We start from the raw sequence: 15,646 nt of genomic DNA on the forward strand, positions 1-15,646 counted from the left end.
GGTTATTGCCGCAAACCTCGATCAAGCAAGGCCCGTTCGCTGGCGTGGCTGGCGGCTGATCGCCGTTGGCAATCAGCCGTGGGTGAGCGCCTGGCTGGGTTGCCGTGCTGATTGCGCGTCGATTTCCGGCGCCGATTGCGGTGTGAAAGCCTGGCCGTCTTGTCGGGTTCGCAACACCACGATGCCCGGGATGTTCTGCACGTATTCCATGAAGGGTGAATCCATGACCTCGCGTTGCATCTTCTTGGACGATGCATTGCGCAGCACGGGGCCGTTGGCGGTGTTGATGAAGAGCCCGGTATGGGTGACGTCCAGGCCCGCAAGATGGGTGTAGATGCCGATGTAGTCGCCAGTCTGCAGGCGGCTGAGCACCTGCTCGTCAATCGACGTGCTGGGTATGTAGGTAATGTCGCGGTCGACCAGGGGCAGGCCTGGCAGGTACAGGTCCCCGTTGGCCTTTTGGTTGAGGTGTTTGGTCACGGTCACCGCATCCGCGCTCAACTGCGCAGTCAGGTCTTCGGTCAGCGGTTGCCCGGCATGCGCCCAGTCCGTGAAGAAGTGCCGGCGGTCTGCATAGTGCACGCCGTCGCCGGTATAGCGGGTCTGGATGAGGTTCTTGATGAAGCTGTCCTGATCGGTGGATTTTCGCAGGGCCTCGACGTAATCCAGGTAGGTGAAGCAATCCAGGCCCCTGAAGTCGACGACCAGCTTCTCTGCCAGGGTCGCCGAGCCCTGCAACATGTTCGCTGCGTAAGGCGTGTGCATGAACGCCCGTGAAATCTCCTCGCTCAGTTGGCCCGTGCTTTGCGCCCCGGCCTGTTGGCGAACCTTGAGCAGGGCGTTCAGTTTCTCGGCGGTGTAGCTGTCCATTTCTACCGAGGGGCGCTGATCTTCGAACGCAGCCACTTCAGCTGTGTGTTTGTGTTCAACAGGAGCGGGGCTGGCGCAACCTGCGAGAACGGAGGCTAAAAAAAATACAGCGGTCTTGTTCATTCGGTTTCTCCAGATGCTGCACAATCGTAACTGATAATTATTACTATTTGTGCGGCAGTGCTGCGGGTGGTGCTGCCTGGGTGCGCTCATCAGCTGGAGAGGCTGCGAGGCAAAGGCTGCTGCTGATACGCAAACGCCCGATACGGCGTATCGGGCGTTTGTGCAGGAAACAGCCAGCTTCAGTTTCAGGCGTCCAGCAGTATCGACTTGCCGGTCATCTCTTCAGGCTGCGCCAGGCCCAGCAGTTTGAGCATGGTGGGCGCCACGTCCGCCAGGACCCCGCCTTCACGGACTTTCAGCGCACGCTTGCCCACATAGATGAAAGGCACCGGCTCGGTGGTGTGAGCGGTGTGGGCCTGACCGGTGGACTCGTCGGACATTTGCTCGACGTTGCCGTGGTCGGCGGTGATCAAGGCTTCGCCGCCGACCTTTTCCAGGGCATCGACGATGCGCCCGACACACAGGTCCAGGCATTCCACGGCTTTCACCGCAGCTGCGAACACACCGCTGTGGCCGACCATGTCGCCGTTGGCGTAGTTGACGATGATCACGTCGTAGCGCTGGTGCTCGATGGCATCGACGATCTTGTCGGTGACTTCAGGAGCGCTCATCTCTGGCTGCAGGTCGTAGGTGGCGACTTTCGGCGACGGAATCAGGATGCGTTCTTCACCCGGGAACGGTTCTTCACGGCCGCCGGAGAAGAAGAAGGTCACGTGAGCGTACTTTTCGGTTTCGGCGATGCGCAGCTGGGTCTTGCCGTTTTTCGCCAGATAGTCGCCCAGCACGTTTTCCAGGCTGCCTGGAGCGAAGGCCGCCGGCGCGGGGATGCTGGCGGCATACTGGGTGAGCATGACGAAGCCGGCCAGCTTGGGCTGGCGCGCGCGTGCGAAGTCCTTGAAGTCGTCCTCGACGAAGACCCGGGTCAGCTCGCGGGCGCGGTCGGCGCGGAAGTTCATGAACACCACGGCATCGCCGTCTTCGACCTTGACCGGTTCGCCGATGGTGGTGGCCTTGACGAATTCGTCGCTCTCTTCACGGGCATAGGCGGTTTGCAGGCCTTGCTGGGCGGTGGCGGCGTTGAACTGGCCCTGGCCGTCGACGATCAGGTTGTAGGCCTGGGCCACACGGTCCCAGCGATTGTCGCGGTCCATGGCGAAGTAACGGCCGATCAGGCTGGCGATGCGGCCCTTGCCCAGGGTCTTGAAGGTCTCGTCCAGCAGTTCGATGGACGACTGGGCGCTTTTTGGCGGCGTGTCGCGACCATCGAGGAAGGCGTGCAGGTAGATCTTTTCGGCGCCGCGCTTGAAGGCCAGTTCGGCCATGGCGATCAGGTGGTCCTGATGGCTGTGCACGCCGCCGTCCGACAGCAGGCCGAGGATGTGCACGGCCTTGTCGGCGGCCACGGCCTTGTCCACGGCCGCGCAAATGGTCGGATTCTCGAAGAACTCACCGTCACGGATGGCCTTGGTCACCCGGGTGAAGTCCTGATACACCACGCGACCGGCGCCCAGGTTCATGTGGCCGACTTCGGAGTTGCCCATCTGTCCGTCCGGCAGGCCGACGTCCATGCCCGAACCGGAGATCAGGCCGTTGGGCATGCTGGCGCACAAGCGGTCCAGGACTGGCTTCTTGGCCGCATAGACGGCATTGGATTCGTGGCTCTCGCTGTGACCGAAGCCATCCAGAATCATCAGGACCAAAGGTTTAGGCGTGGTAGTCATGGCGTCCACTCGTGGCTGGATAGGGAAGTGTTGAAAAAGGAGGTGTGGAAAAACGGAGTGGCAGTTTAAAGCGAAGTTCCAATGGCGTCACCGCCGGGCGGGGTTTGGCCGACCTTGAGGGCTGTGTATACTGGCCGACATTTTAACGCCCTGGAACCTCCTTAGATGGTTGCTCACCTGATTCAATTCGCCACTGAACACTACTTGCTCGTCGGCGCCTTCGCCATCCTGCTGGCTCTGTTGATCGCTCATGAATTGAGCCGCGGTGGCCGCAGCCTCAGCACCCGTGAACTGACTGCGCTGGTCAACAGCGAGCAGGGCGTAGTGATCGATATCCGTCCGTCCAAGGACTTCGCCGCCGGCCATATCGTCGGCGCGCTGAACATTCCCCAGGACAAGCTGGCCGCCCGCGTCGGCGAGCTGGAGAAGCACAAGGCCAAGACCATCATCCTGGTGGATGCCCAAGGCCAGCACGCCGGCACCCACGCCCGTGAGCTGCTGAAGTCCGGTTTCACCGCGGCCAAACTGTCTGGCGGTGTGTCCAGCTGGAAAGCCGACAACCTGCCATTGGTGAAGTAATGCCCAAGGTCATCGTCTACTCCAGTGATTACTGCCCTTATTGCTCGCGGGCCAAGCATCTGCTCGGGAGCAAAGGCGTAGCCTTCGAAGAGATCAAGGTCGATGGCAAGCCGCAGGTGCGCGCCGATATGGCTCAGAAGGCCGGACGCACGTCCGTACCGCAGATCTGGATCGGTGCCACCCATGTAGGTGGTTGTGATGATTTGTTTGCCCTGGAGCGCGCCGGCAAGCTCGACGCGCTGCTGGCGGCCTGAAATTCCTAACCCTATAGACCCCAAGATCAAGAAGGATCTGAGATGACTGACCAACAGAACACTGCTGCTGCCGAAGACGAAAGCGCACCGCAATTCTCCCTGCAGCGCATCTATGTGCGTGACCTGTCCTTCGAAGCGCCGAAAAGCCCGGCCATCTTCCGCCAGCAGTGGGAACCAAGCGTCGGCCTGGACCTGAACACCCGCCAGAAAGCCCTGGAAGCCGACTTCCACGAAGTGGTGCTGACCCTGTCCGTGACCGTGAAGAACGGCGACGAAGTGGCTTTCATCGCTGAAGTGCAACAAGCCGGTATCTTCCTGATCAAGAACCTGGACGAGGCTTCCATGAGCCACACCCTGGGTGCCTTCTGCCCGAACATCCTGTTCCCTTACGCTCGCGAAGCGCTGGACAGCCTGGTGACCCGTGGTTCGTTCCCGGCGCTGATGCTGGCTCCGGTGAACTTCGACGCGCTGTACGCCCAGGAACTGCAACGCCTGCAGTCCGCCGGCGAAAACACCGTTCAGTAAGTACGGGTTGCGGTACGAAAAAAGCGCCTGTAACGGCGCTTTTTTCATGCTCGGGCGTCAGCTGTCCCAACCCTGTAGCCGCTGCCGCAGGCTGCGATCGACCACTAAGTGGGCGCCGTGATCGCGCATGCAAGAAGGCCCTTCGGGCCTTGTCGCAGTCTGCGGCAGCGGCTACAGAGAAGGGTTACTTGAAGCCCAGTTGCCGCCAGCCTTCATAGACGGCCACGGCCACGGTGTTGGACAGGTTCAGGCTGCGGCAGCCTTCGCGCATGGGCAGGCGCAGGCGTTGTTCGCCGGGCAGGGCGTCCAGTACGTCCGCCGGCAGGCCACGGCTTTCCGGGCCGAACAGGAAGGCGTCGCCCTCCTTGAAGCTGGCGTCATGGAAGGGCCGCGAGCCCTTGGTGGTGAAGGCGAACAGGCGCGGATGGCCGAGGCTTTCCAGGCAACTGGCGAGGTCGGCATGGCGTTGCAAGGTGGCGTATTCGTGATAGTCGAGGCCGGCGCGGCGCAGGCGCTTGTCGTCCATTTCGAAACCCAGCGGCTCGATCAAATGCAGGTGGCAGCCGCTGTTGGCGCATAGCCTGATAACGTTGCCGGTATTCGGCGGTATTTCTGGTTGAAAGAGGATGACGTGAAACATGCACGGCTCCGAAGAGAAAGACAGGCTGCATTCTACGCCTGAAGAAGACCCGCGACCGAAGCTAATGCCGAAGGTATTCGGCTCCCTGGCGATTGTCGGGGTGATGGTGGGGCTGATGATTGGCCGCCTGACCCAGCCCGATCCTGTGGAGTTGCAGCAGGTCGAGGTGGCCGCTGATGGCCTGGTGCTGTGGTTCAACCATGAGCCCAAGGTTCACGGCGAACATATCGACGGCGCCGTGGCGTTGCTGTTCGACGCCCAGGGGCGCGGGCAGAACGGTCAGCTACAGGTCAATCAGAAGAATGTGAACTGGCGGGTGCGCCTGGCGGACCGGGGCTTGCTGCTGAATCTGGTGGCCGCCCGGCCGCTGCGGGGCGACTGGGCGGGTAGCGAGGTGGAGGGGCGCTGGCGCCTGGCGATCCACCTGCGGGAGGAATAAAAGAGGGAAACCCCGGCCTGCCTGTACCAAGGCCCCCAAAAGTGGGAGGGGCTGATCGCCTTGGGGGCGATGAGTCCCGGTGTAAAGAAGGGGATTCCCGGCCTGCCTGTACCAGGGTCCCCGAAAGGGTTGTGGGCGCGTCGCTCAAAGCGTGATGAGCCCGGTGTTAAAGAGGGAAGCCCCAGCCTGCCTGTACCGAGGTTCCCGAAACCTTGGGCTCGTCGCGATGCGCGTGATGAGCCCGGTGTTAAAGAGGGAATTCCCGGCCTGCCTGTACCGAGGTTCCCGAAAACGTGGCCCGTCGCTGTGAGCGTGATGGGCCGGGTATTAAAGAGGGGAATCCCCGGCCTGCCTGTACCAAGGTCCCCTAAACTGGGTAGTGATGGGGTTATTGCAGGGGCCGTGCCAACTCTGGCTAGTGCTGCATGAATTGCCTGGACAAAAAGCCAAAAGCCCCGGAATCCGGGGCTTTTGCGTTTTCGAAGGGATAATTTTCAGATTTGAAGGCCAGGCCTTGGATGATGGCGCGGTGCTCGATTGCGGTTCATCGCGCCTTCGGGCAGTGCATGCACCCCATCCTGGTGCACGCACATCCTCGTTGTTGGGGGGAGGGCTTCAGCCTTCTTCGCTTTCGTCCTCGTCGCCACCGTCCACCTTCATCCCCAACTCCTTGATCTTGCGGGTCAGGGTGTTGCGGCCCCAGCCCAACAGCACTGCGGCGTCGCGGCGGCGGCCGGCGGTGTGCTTGAGGGCGGTCTCGATCATGATCCGTTCGAAACTCGGCACCGCGCTGTCCAAAAGGCTTGACTGGCCGCGGGCCAGGGCCTGGTCGGCCCACTGGCGCAGGGCCTGTTCCCAGTTGGTTACCGGCGCCGAATCCTGGGGCAGGCTCAACAGCTCCGGCGGCAGGTCGCTGATGTGCACCTCGCGCCCCGACGCCATGACGGTGATCCAGCGGCAGGTGTTCTCCAGCTGGCGAACGTTGCCCGGCCAGGGCAGGTTCTTCAGGTATTCCTCGGTTTCGTTCTTCAGCAGCTTGGGTTCCACCGCCAGCTCCTGGGCGGCACGGCTGAGGAAGTGCTTGGCCAGGGTCGGGATGTCTTCGCGACGGTCCGACAGGCGCGGGATATGGATGCGGATCACGTTGAGGCGGTGGAACAGGTCCTCACGAAACTTGCCGGCGTGCACCAGGGTTTCCAGGTTCTGGTGGGTGGCGGCGATGATCCGTACATCGACCTTGACTGGAGTATGTCCACCGACCCGGTAGAACTCGCCATCGGCCAGAACCCGCAGCAGACGAGTCTGGGTGTCGGCCGGCATGTCGCCGATTTCGTCGAGGAACAGGGTGCCGCCATCGGCTTGCTCGAAACGTCCACGGCGCAGGTTGGCAGCACCGGTGAAGGCGCCTTTTTCATGGCCGAACAGCTCGGACTCCATCAGGTCCTTAGGGATAGCCGCCATGTTCAGGGCGATGAACGGCGAAGCCGCCCGCGGGCTGTGGCGATGCAGGGCGTGGGCCACCAGTTCCTTGCCGGTGCCCGACTCGCCGTTGATCAACACCGTGATGTTGGAGTGACTCAGGCGCCCGATGGCGCGGAACACCTCCTGCATCGCCGGCGCTTCGCCGATGATCTCCGGGGTGCGGGCCAGGGTCGGGGCCACTTCCAGGCCCTGCTGCTCCTGGGCATGCTGGTTGGCGCGCTTGACCAGGGACACCGCCTCATCCACATCGAATGGCTTGGGCAGGTACTCGAAGGCCCCGCCCTGGTAGGAGGCGACAGCGCTGTCCAGGTCCGAATGCGCGGTCATGATGATCACCGGCAGGCGCGGGTGCAGCTCGCGAATCCGCGCTAGCAGGTCGAGGCCGCTGGCACCGGGCATACGGATGTCGGAGATGATCACGTCTGGCTGCTGGCGTGCCAGGCGACTCATCACCCCGTCGGCGCTGTCGAAGCTCTGGGTGGTCATGCCTTCTTGTTGCAAGGCTTTCTCCAGGACCCAACGGATAGAACGGTCGTCATCGACGATCCACACGGTTTCACTACGGCTCATGTCGATGGGCTCCTTGTTCCAGAGGCAGAAAGATCGAGAAGGTGGTGTGGCCGGGATGGCTGTCACATTCGATCAGGCCCTGGTGCTGGCTGATGATGTTCTGAGTAATGGCCAGACCCAGCCCGGTGCCGTCCGGGCGGCCGCTGACCATGGGGAAGAAGAGGGTGTCCTGCAGCTCGGCAGGGATGCCCGGGCCGTTGTCGATGATCTCGATCTTGGTCACCAGGCGATGGCGCACATGGCCGATGGTGAACTGGCGCATGGTGCGGCTGCGCAGGGTGATGCGCCCCAGGCGCATTTCGTTCTGGCTGCTGATGGCTTGCATGGCGTTGCGCACGATGTTGAGCACCGCCTGGATCATCTGCTCGCGGTCGATCAAAACGTCGGGAATGCTCGGGTCGTAATCGCGTACCAGGGTGATGCAGCCCTGGCTTTCGGCTTCCACCAGGCTGCTGACCCGCTCCAGCACTTCATGGATGTTGGTCAGAGCCAGGGACGGCAGCTTGTTCGAGCCCAGCATGCGGTCCACCAGGTTTCGCAGGCGGTCGGCCTCTTCGATGATGACGTTGGTGTAGTCCTTGAGGCTTTCCTCGGGCAGCTCCCGGGCCAGCAATTGTGCGGCGCCGCGAATCCCTCCCAAGGGGTTCTTGATCTCGTGGGCCAGGCCGCGCACCAGCATCTTGCTGGTTTCCTGCTTGGACAGCTGGGCCTCTTCCTTGGTAATGCGCAGCAGCCGGTCGCGGGGGTGGACCTCCAGCAGCAGCAAGGTATCGCCATTGCTGAGGATCGGCGTTACCGCGTAGTCGACGGTCAGGGTCTGGCCGGTCAGGGCGGTGAGCATGGCTTCGCGCTTGGTGAAGGGGTGCGCCTGTTCCACCGCCTGGCGCAGGGAGCTCAGGGCCTCGGCGGATTCGGTGAACAGCTCGCTGATGAATTGCCCATGGCTGCGCTGGCCGCTGATGGCCAGGAGCATCTCCGCCGCCGGGTTCATGTACTCAAGGCGCAGGTCGGCGTTGAGCAGGATGGTGGCGGTGGTCAGGTTGTCCAGAAGCAGACGGTGCAGTGGGTCGCTGATGGTCATGGGTAAGTGGTGACCTCTTTTGAAGCAAGACAATCCGGGGCCGGTCCCGAATTGCGCGCGCGGGTAAGGCGCTGATGTGGAGAAAATGCAAAAACCAAACCAAGGCTCCGAAAAGAAGCGTCCAAGCCCTGAAACAGCCGTTTGAAGCTCGATTGCGTGGCGCTTTGCCAGCCCCGGCGGGTATTTTCGAACCAAAATGGGCTGTAAATGGTCTCTGGGTGCAACTTGCTGCACCAATATAGTGCATGAATCTGCATGGTGCTTGCGCGGTGCTCGACGGTGTGGGAATCAACGCCCGTTTTTCAGCGGCCGCTGTCAGGAAGCGGGTTTAAAGTGCTCGAACCTAATGCTTCAAGGTTTAGGATGCGGCCATGGAAAACGCCCCTCTGCTGTTCCAGCTCCCCGATGACGACACCCTGTACCAGGCCCTTTTGGATCGCGACCCGGCCTATGAAGGCTTTGCCTTTGTCGGGGTGAAAAGTACCGGTGTGTTCTGTCGCTTGACCTGTGCCGCGCGCAAGCCCAAGCGTGAGAACACGGTGTTCTTCAGCTCCATCAAGGGCTGCGTCGAAGCGGGATTCCGCGCCTGTCTGCGTTGTCGCCCCCTGGAGCGGGCCGGAGTGCAGGAGTCCTGGGTGCAAACCCTGCTGGATCAGTTGCAAAGCGATCCCGAACGCCGCTGGTACGAAGACGACCTGAGCCGCCAGGGGTTGGACCCATCCACCGTGCGTCGCGCGTTCAAGCGCTACTTTGGGGTGACCTTCCTGGAAATGGCCCGCTTGCGACGCATGGGCCAAGGCATGCAGCAGCTGTCCTGCGGCGAGTCGGTGATCGAGGCGCAGATCAGCGCCGGCTTTGATTCCGATAGTGGCTTTCGCCGTGCCTTTGCCCGCCTGGCCGGCCAGCCGCCGTCGAACCTGCGGGGGCGCGAGCTGCTCAAGGTGGACTGGCTGCAGACCCCTATCGGCGTGATGCTGGCGGTGGCCGACGCCCAGGTCCTGCATCTGCTGGAGTTTTTCGATCGCCCGGCCCTGGCCAATGAACTGCAAAACCTGCAAAAGAGCAGCGGCTCCAGCATAGGATTTGGACGTTTCGCCCCTATCGATCAAATCGAGGCCGAGCTGCAGCGTTATTTCGCCGGAGAAACCGACGGTTTCCACACTCCCCTGGCGATGAACGCCTCGCCCTTTACCCGAACGGTATGGCAGGCCTTGCGCGCCATCCCTCTGGGCAGTACCTGCAGTTATGCCGAAGTAGCGAGCCGGATCGGCTCGCCGTCAGCGGTGCGTGCCGTGGCCCGGGCCAACGGCGCCAATCAGATCGCCATCGTCATCGCCTGTCACCGGGTCATAGGTAGCGATGGCGCGCTGACCGGCTACGGCGGCGGACTGTGGCGCAAGCGCTGGCTGCTGGAGCATGAGCGCCGCATGGCAAGCCCCGGTGCGATTCAGTGAGCGGGCTGTAGAGGCTTGCCTGAAGTTCCCGGGCGGGTTTGCGCAAGGTTGTCCACAGGCCCTTGCGGCGGTTTTTGGTTCTCTGTCTGGCGCGCCAGTTCATCGGCATCCGCCTGCTCCGCTGTGGACAACTCGGCAGCGTTGTGACCGATGCGCTTGAGCAGCGCCAGCATGCACAGCAGCGAAACCAGGGCGTAGCAGGCCGAGGCGATGGCCACGCCGATGATGCTGCCGGTGCCATTGAGGATGCTCTGGGCCAGCACCGGGGTGGCGCCGCCCACCAGCAGTGAACACAGCTGATAGGAAATCGACAGCCCGCTGTAGCGTACCCGGGTCGGAAAGGCCCGGGCCAGGATACCGCCCACCGCGCCATAGAACATCGAATGCGGCACCGTGGCCAGGCACATGCCGAGCACGGCGATCCAGTAGCTGCCGGTTTCCACGGCGAAGAACATCGCCGGCATCAGCACCAGCTCCGGCACCACCATCAGCACCATGGCCTTGCGCATGTCGATGCGTGACACCAGCACCGCCCCCAGGGGCTGGGTGATGAACTGCACCACCAGGGCAATGACGATCACGCTGAGAAAACTGCCCTGGGTGTAGCCCAGTTCCTTGGTGGCCCAGGACAGGGCAAAGGTGCTCTTGAAGTAGGTGACGTGGATGATCGGCAGCACCCCGGCGCCCAGCAGCACCAGGCGCCAGTGGTTGCGCAGCACGTCGAGAATCGGCAGCTTGACGGTCTTCTTCTGCGCGATCAGGCGCTGCATGTCATCGGATTCTTCAAGCTTGAGGCGAATGACCATGCCGACGATCACCAGCAGCGCCGAGAGCAGGAATGGAATGCGCCAGCCCCAGAGCAGGAAGTCCGGCGCGGGCAGGGCGCTGAGGCCGAAGAACACCAGGGTTGCCAGCAGGTTGCCAGCCGGTGAGCCCTGCTGGGCAAAGGCGGCATAGAGAATGCCCTTGCCCTTGGGCGCACTCTCGCTGGCGATCAGGATCGCCCCGCCCCATTCGCCGCCCACCGCGATGCCCTGGATGATTCGCAGGGTCACCAGGGCAATCGGCGCCCAGATGCCGATCTGCAGGTAGCTGGGTAGCAGGCCGATGCAGGTGGTGGCCACGCCCATCATGATCAGGGTGATCACCAGGGTGGTCTTGCGGCCGATCTTGTCGCCCATGTGGCCGAAGATGATGCCGCCGATGGGACGCGCGACAAAACCGGCCCACAGGGTCAGGAAGGACAACAGGGTAGCGGTGCCCGGGGGCAGGTCGGCGGGGAAGAAGACTTTGCCGAACACCAGGGCGGCGGCGATTCCGTAGGCGTAGAAGTCGTACCACTCGATGGTGGTGCCGATGAACGAGGCGATGCCCGCCTTGCGGGCTTTCTTGTGGGCGGCAGCTTCCAGGGCGGCGGTCATGTGCAACTCCTGCTTGTTATTGTTATGGGCACCCGTGCAGGGCGCGTGGGCTTCATGCAAGACCCGACCGCTGGGAGCCTATACAGGCAGGAATCGAAAAATATAATGATTAAATCTTATGGTTTGATACGTGATTTCGTATCGCCGCGCCCTGCTCAGGCCCCTGTGGCGGCTGCTTGCAGCAGGGATCTGAACAGGGCGAGGAAACTGTCGGCGGCGGCCGAGGGTTTGTCCGCCCGATGGATCGCCATAATCTCCGAAGGCGCGCCCCGGCCTTCGATTTCGCAGTAAATCACCCCCGGCTGGCCGAGCAGTGCCAGGGTCTGGGGCACCAGCGCCACCCCCATCTCATGGGCCACCATCGCCACCACGGTTTGCCAGAGCCGAGTCTCGTGACGAATGCGCGGGCTGAATCCGGCAGCCACGCAGCGGGCGATGATCAGGTCGTGGTAGTGGGGCGAGACCTCCCGTGGAAACAGGATGAAATCATCATGGGCCAATTGCCCCAGGTCGACTTGCGCCTGCTCGGCCAGTCGGTGGCCCTGGGGCAGGCAGCAGAGAAAGGGTTCGGCCAGCAGCGTCTGGCTGTGGATACCGGCGGCGAAGGTGCCGCCGTGGACGAAACCGATATCGATCTGGCCCCGCTGCAGGGCCTGGGCCTGGGCGGCGCTGTTCATTTCCATCAGCACGATCTCGGTGTCCGGATGATCGCGCTCGAAGGCCTTGACCGTTTGGGGCAGGCCGCGGTGCAGGATCGAGTTGACGAAACCCACGCTCAGGCGCCCGGCAAAACCTTCGGCCGAGCGCTGGGTCAGGCGTCGTGCCTGTTCGGCCCGCAGCAGCAGGTAGCGCGCCTCGCCCAGCAGCACCTGGCCGGCGTTGGTCAGGCTCACGGACTTGTTGTTGCGGTTGAGCAACTGGATATCCAGTTGCCCCTCAAGCTTCTTGATATCGAAACTCAGTGCCGGTTGCGAAATGCACAGACGCTCCGCGGCGCGCCCGAAGTGCAGCTCCTCGGCCACGGCGACGAAGTAACGCAGTTGTTTGAGGTCCATGAGGAGCCTGCCTTCTACGATCTGGTTTTCTTATCGTAGTGGATGGATTTTGTATTAGATACTTATCGATGGCGGCTCTAGTCTCGGCCTACAAAAATCAGGAGACGCGCCATGACCGCCGAGCCCCGTCCTATTGAAGACCGCCTGAACATCCCCGATAGCCGTGGTATCAACCTGTTTGAATGCGACGCCGGTCTGGGCGCATTGCTCAAGGTCTACCTGCCGCCGGAGGTCTACCAGCAGTGGCTGCCGAGCTTGCAGCGCCTGGGTGCCCGGGCCGGTGGCGAGCTGGATGTATTGGCCCTGTCCGCCGACAAGAACCCGCCTGTGTTGCAGCCCCGCACCCGCCGCGGCGAGAACCTGCAAAGCATTGCCAAGCACCCGGACTATGTTGCCCTGGAGCGGGTGGCCTACGCCGAGCTGGGCCTGGCCTCCATGAGCCATCGCCCTGACGGGCCTCTGCCGCTGGTCAAGTACGCCCTGACCTATCTGTTCGTCCAGGCCGAGTTCGGCCTGTGCTGCCCGGTGAGCATGACCGACTCCCTGGCCCGCACCCTGCGCAAGTTCGGCACGCCTGAGCTGGTGCAGCGTTATCTGCCGCGACTGCAGTCCCAGGATTTCGACGAGCTGTTCCAGGGGGCGATGTTCATGACCGAGCAGGCCGCTGGCTCCGATGTTTCGCGCACCGAAACCCGCGCCCGGCTGGAGGACGGCCAATGGCGGTTGTACGGCGAGAAATGGTTCTGTTCCAACCCGGATGCCGACCTGGCCATGGTCCTGGCGCGCCCGGAACAGGCGCCTGCGGGCATGGCCGGGGTCACCCTGTTCCTGCTGCCGAAAGTCCTGGCCGATGGTTCGCGCAACCAGTACCGGATCCAGCGCCTGAAGGACAAGCTGGGCAGTCGCTCCATGGCCAGTGGCGAGATCACTCTGGAAGGTGCCAGCGCCTACCTGATCGGTGAGGTCGGCCGCGGCTTCCAGCAGATGGCCGACATGGTCAACATGTCGCGGCTGTCCAACGGCGTGCGGGCAGCGGGGCTGATGCGCCGCGGGATCAACGAAGCGCTGTTCATCGCCCGCCAGCGTCGGGCCTTCGGCAAGTATCTGATCGAGATGCCGCTGATGCAGCGGCAGTTGCTGAAGATGATGCTGCCCACCGAGCAGGCGCGTTCGATGTTCATGCAAATCGCCAGCTTGCTGCCCCGGGCCGATAGCGGTGACGAGGCGGCGCGTAAATGTGTGCGGATTCTCACGCCGCTGATCAAGTTCCGCGCCTGCCGTGACGCTCGACGGGTCACCGGCGATGCCATGGAGGTGCGAGGTGGGGTTGGCTACATCGAGGAGTGGAGCGATGCCCGGCTGGTGCGCGACGCCCATCTGGGTTCGATCTGGGAGGGCACCAGCAATATCGTCGCCCTGGACATTGCCCGGGCGGTGACCCGTGAGCAGGCGCTGGAACCCTTGCAGGGTTATCTGGCGGCACTGCTGGCCGAGGCCGATCTGCCGGACGCCAGCCGCAGGCTGTTCGATTCGGCCCTGCTGCGCACGGTCACCGGCTTCCATACGGTGGCGCAGCAACGCCGGGATGAGCAGGTGCGTCAGTTCGGCAGCGTGCTGTATCACCTGACCAGCGCGATTTTCATGGCCTGGGAAGCCGTGCGTCAGGCTCCGGATTATCGACGCCTGGGCCTGGCTCATCTGGTGCTGGCGCACAAGGTGCTGCCACGGGACCCCTTGAGCCTGGAGCCGGCTATCGATGCCGAGCTGCTGGCGCGCCTGGCCAATGAGAGCCCGCTGTCGCAAGCCGAGGCCATGCAACTGCTGCCGGCCTGATTGGCCGTCCCTTTCCGATGTGCGGAGTACCCGGATGAACCTTGCCCAAGGGGCCCTGGCGGGCCTGAAAGTCATTGATCTGAGCCGCGTGCTGGGCGGTCCCTACTGTACCCAGGCCCTGGCCGACCACGGCGCCGAAGTCATCAAGCTGGAGCCTTTGAGTGGCGATGAAACCCGGGGTTGGGGGCCACCGTTCGAAGGCGATGACGCCTCATACTTTCGCGGCATCAACCGTAACAAGCGGGGGATTGCCGTCGACCTGTCGCGCCCCGAGGGCCTGGCCCTGCTGATGCAATTGCTGGAAGACGCCGATGTGCTGGTGGAGAACTTCAAGCCTGGCACCCTGCAACGCTGGGGCATCGGATTTCAGGAGGTGCTGAGCCCGCGTTTCCCGGGGTTGATTCATTGCGCGATCTCCGGCTTTGGCGCCGATGGCCCCTTGGGCGGCTTACCCGGCTATGACGCGGTGATCCAGGCCATGGCCGGCTTGATGAGTGTCAACGGCGAAGGCGAGGGCGGGCCATTGCGCATCGGCTTGCCGATCGTCGATATGGTCACTGGCCTGAATGCGTTGGCGGGGATTCTCCTGGCCCTCAACGAGCGTCAGCGCAGCGGCCTTGGGCAGTCCCTGGATATTTCCCTGTATGACTGCGGTGTCTCCCTGCTGCATCCCCATCTGCCGAACTACTTCGCTTCCGGCAAGACCCCGAAGCGCACGGGAAATGCCCATCCCAACATCGCCCCTTACGACAGCTATCGCACCGCCGGCGAACCGATCTTCCTCGCGGTTGGCAATGATCGACAGTTCGCCAGGCTATGCCGGGAACTGGGGGCCAGCGAGTTGCTGGAAGACCCGCGCTTTGCCGATAACGGCCAGCGCTCGGTCAATCGCCTAGCCTTGAAACAGGCTTTGGAGCGGCATCTGGTTGCCCACGATGGGGCCTCGCTGGCACCGCGGCTGATTGGCCTGGGAGTGCCTTGTGGTTCGATTGCTACGGTGGATCAGGTGGTGACTCATCCCCATACCCGGCATCGCGGTCTGCTGGTGGAACTCGATGGTTACCGCGGCATAGGTTCGCCGGTGAAGCTGTCGCGAACCCCGGCTAGCTATCGGACGGTTCCGCCGACCCTGGGCCAGGACACTCGTGCGGTACTGCAGGGTCTGGGGCTGGATGAGCCGACTATCGCCAAGCTGCTGGCCAGCGGGGTGGTGCGCGGTTGAAGTTTGCACTCAGCGGCGATGGGCTCGCAGTAGGGTGAAGGTGATGCTCGGACTCTGTTGCAGCACCTTCACGCCGTCGAGGACCTGCACTGCCAGGCGATGTTGGCCACGGTCGATATTCACCAGCGGCAACTCGGGGCCCCGGCTCGGGGGGCCATACGCCTGATCGTCCAGCAGCAGACGCAGGCGATGCTGCGGCTGCAAGTCCGGCACCAGCGCCACCTGCACCGTGAAGCTGCCGTTGTTGGCCCGCAGCGCGCCGTGCGCTGGCACACCCTGCAACTGCAGTTGGGCGTAAGGCTCTGCGCTGGCGGGCAGCGCCGTTATCCACAGCAGGCAAAAAGCAGCGGCGCGCATCACGGTGATTCCAGCCCTTT

General features: G+C 63.0%; 14 protein-coding genes and 1 pseudogene. 7 read left to right on the forward strand and 8 right to left on the reverse strand.

The window, feature by feature from the left end; genetic code table 11:
* Window positions 1-72: 72 nt before the first annotated feature.
* The gene (locus WIN67_RS01840) at window positions 73-993 is read right to left on the reverse strand and encodes a DUF1460 domain-containing protein (protein WP_339070560.1); all 921 of its coding nucleotides are present in this window, start codon (window positions 991-993) and stop codon (window positions 73-75) included.
* Between the two features lie 185 nt (window positions 994-1,178).
* A complete protein-coding gene (gene gpmI / locus WIN67_RS01845) occupies window positions 1,179-2,714 on the reverse strand; it encodes a 2,3-bisphosphoglycerate-independent phosphoglycerate mutase (protein ID WP_339070561.1) in 1,536 nt (511 codons plus the stop codon).
* 165 nt (window positions 2,715-2,879) lie between these two features.
* On the opposite strand from gpmI, the gene WIN67_RS01850 reads away from it, so the two are divergent.
* From WIN67_RS01850 to secB, 3 genes are read left to right on the forward strand one after another with little or no spacing between them, the layout of a single operon-like run.
* Window positions 2,880-3,293, forward strand: coding sequence for a rhodanese-like domain-containing protein (locus tag WIN67_RS01850; protein ID WP_102862740.1), 414 nt, complete (start codon window positions 2,880-2,882; stop codon window positions 3,291-3,293).
* Window positions 3,293-3,547: a glutaredoxin 3 gene (grxC, locus tag WIN67_RS01855; RefSeq protein ID WP_102882126.1), complete on the forward strand. Its 255-nt coding sequence runs from the start codon at window positions 3,293-3,295 to the stop codon at window positions 3,545-3,547. The genes WIN67_RS01850 and grxC overlap by 1 nt, the downstream gene beginning before the upstream one ends.
* Before the next feature lie 42 nt (window positions 3,548-3,589).
* On the forward strand, window positions 3,590-4,072 hold the full coding sequence (gene secB, locus WIN67_RS01860; RefSeq protein WP_016963308.1) for a protein-export chaperone SecB: 483 nt from the start codon (window positions 3,590-3,592) through the stop codon (window positions 4,070-4,072).
* Between the two features lie 184 nt (window positions 4,073-4,256).
* On the opposite strand, the gene trmL is transcribed toward secB, so the two are convergent.
* Entirely contained in the window at window positions 4,257-4,712 is a 456-nt protein-coding gene (gene trmL, locus WIN67_RS01865; protein ID WP_016963309.1) for a tRNA (uridine(34)/cytosine(34)/5-carboxymethylaminomethyluridine(34)-2'-O)-methyltransferase TrmL, read from the reverse strand.
* Here trmL and WIN67_RS01870 point away from each other — a divergent pair.
* Complete coding sequence (locus WIN67_RS01870; protein WP_102862742.1) at window positions 4,711-5,151, forward strand: hypothetical protein; 441 nt, start codon at window positions 4,711-4,713, stop codon at window positions 5,149-5,151. The genes trmL and WIN67_RS01870 overlap by 2 nt on opposite strands.
* Before the next feature lie 615 nt (window positions 5,152-5,766).
* On the opposite strand, the gene ntrC is transcribed toward WIN67_RS01870, so the two are convergent.
* On the reverse strand, window positions 5,767-7,203 hold the full coding sequence (ntrC, locus tag WIN67_RS01875) for a nitrogen regulation protein NR(I) (protein WP_016963311.1): 1,437 nt from the start codon (window positions 7,201-7,203) through the stop codon (window positions 5,767-5,769).
* On the reverse strand, window positions 7,193-8,284 hold the full coding sequence (gene glnL, locus WIN67_RS01880) for a nitrogen regulation protein NR(II) (RefSeq protein WP_102862743.1): 1,092 nt from the start codon (window positions 8,282-8,284) through the stop codon (window positions 7,193-7,195). The genes ntrC and glnL overlap by 11 nt, the downstream gene beginning before the upstream one ends.
* Before the next feature lie 371 nt (window positions 8,285-8,655).
* Between glnL and WIN67_RS01885 the strand changes: the two genes are divergently transcribed.
* Window positions 8,656-9,738, forward strand: coding sequence for a trifunctional transcriptional activator/DNA repair protein Ada/methylated-DNA--[protein]-cysteine S-methyltransferase (locus tag WIN67_RS01885; protein ID WP_339070562.1), 1,083 nt, complete (start codon window positions 8,656-8,658; stop codon window positions 9,736-9,738).
* Here the strand turns inward: WIN67_RS01885 and WIN67_RS01890 are convergent.
* Window positions 9,732-11,159 (reverse strand): MFS transporter, encoded by a 1,428-nt coding sequence (locus tag WIN67_RS01890; RefSeq protein WP_259697711.1) that lies wholly within the window; start codon window positions 11,157-11,159, stop codon window positions 9,732-9,734. The two genes, WIN67_RS01885 and WIN67_RS01890, sit on opposite strands and share 7 nt — an antisense overlap.
* Before the next feature lie 155 nt (window positions 11,160-11,314).
* Window positions 11,315-12,214 carry a LysR family transcriptional regulator gene (locus tag WIN67_RS01895; protein WP_339070563.1) on the reverse strand — a complete coding sequence of 300 codons (900 nt, stop codon included), beginning with the start codon at window positions 12,212-12,214 and terminating at the stop codon, window positions 11,315-11,317.
* Window positions 12,215-12,325: 111 nt separating this feature from the next.
* Between WIN67_RS01895 and WIN67_RS01900 the strand changes: the two genes are divergently transcribed.
* Both WIN67_RS01900 and WIN67_RS01905 read left to right on the forward strand, forming a co-directional pair.
* A complete protein-coding gene (locus WIN67_RS01900) occupies window positions 12,326-14,047 on the forward strand; it encodes an acyl-CoA dehydrogenase family protein (RefSeq protein ID WP_102882121.1) in 1,722 nt (573 codons plus the stop codon).
* A gap of 34 nt (window positions 14,048-14,081) precedes the next feature.
* On the forward strand, window positions 14,082-15,269 hold the full coding sequence (locus WIN67_RS01905; RefSeq protein ID WP_123391574.1) for a CaiB/BaiF CoA transferase family protein: 1,188 nt from the start codon (window positions 14,082-14,084) through the stop codon (window positions 15,267-15,269).
* A 9-nt stretch (window positions 15,270-15,278) separates the two neighbouring features.
* On the opposite strand, the pseudogene WIN67_RS01910 reads toward WIN67_RS01905, so the two are convergent.
* Window positions 15,279-15,584, reverse strand: a pseudogene (locus WIN67_RS01910) (DUF4124 domain-containing protein); the annotation flags it as partial.
* Window positions 15,585-15,646: the final 62 nt, after the last annotated feature.

The organism is Pseudomonas idahonensis (genome assembly GCF_037903935.1).
Taxonomy (GTDB): domain Bacteria; phylum Pseudomonadota; class Gammaproteobacteria; order Pseudomonadales; family Pseudomonadaceae; genus Aquipseudomonas; species Aquipseudomonas danubii.

Coding starts and splice junctions, on each gene's coding strand:
- WIN67_RS01840 (WP_339070560.1), bottom strand. CDS start 993: ATGAACAAGACCGCTGTATTTTTTTTAGCCTCCGTTCTCGCAGGTTGC.
- gpmI (WP_339070561.1), bottom strand. CDS start 2,714: ATGACTACCACGCCTAAACCTTTGGTCCTGATGATTCTGGATGGCTTC.
- WIN67_RS01850 (WP_102862740.1), top strand. CDS start 2,880: ATGGTTGCTCACCTGATTCAATTCGCCACTGAACACTACTTGCTCGTC.
- grxC (WP_102882126.1), top strand. CDS start 3,293: ATGCCCAAGGTCATCGTCTACTCCAGTGATTACTGCCCTTATTGCTCG.
- secB (WP_016963308.1), top strand. CDS start 3,590: ATGACTGACCAACAGAACACTGCTGCTGCCGAAGACGAAAGCGCACCG.
- WIN67_RS01870 (WP_102862742.1), top strand. CDS start 4,711: ATGCACGGCTCCGAAGAGAAAGACAGGCTGCATTCTACGCCTGAAGAA.
- trmL (WP_016963309.1), bottom strand. CDS start 4,712: ATGTTTCACGTCATCCTCTTTCAACCAGAAATACCGCCGAATACCGGC.
- ntrC (WP_016963311.1), bottom strand. CDS start 7,203: ATGAGCCGTAGTGAAACCGTGTGGATCGTCGATGACGACCGTTCTATC.
- glnL (WP_102862743.1), bottom strand. CDS start 8,284: ATGACCATCAGCGACCCACTGCACCGTCTGCTTCTGGACAACCTGACC.
- WIN67_RS01885 (WP_339070562.1), top strand. CDS start 8,656: ATGGAAAACGCCCCTCTGCTGTTCCAGCTCCCCGATGACGACACCCTG.
- WIN67_RS01890 (WP_259697711.1), bottom strand. CDS start 11,159: ATGACCGCCGCCCTGGAAGCTGCCGCCCACAAGAAAGCCCGCAAGGCG.
- WIN67_RS01895 (WP_339070563.1), bottom strand. CDS start 12,214: ATGGACCTCAAACAACTGCGTTACTTCGTCGCCGTGGCCGAGGAGCTG.
- WIN67_RS01900 (WP_102882121.1), top strand. CDS start 12,326: ATGACCGCCGAGCCCCGTCCTATTGAAGACCGCCTGAACATCCCCGAT.
- WIN67_RS01905 (WP_123391574.1), top strand. CDS start 14,082: ATGAACCTTGCCCAAGGGGCCCTGGCGGGCCTGAAAGTCATTGATCTG.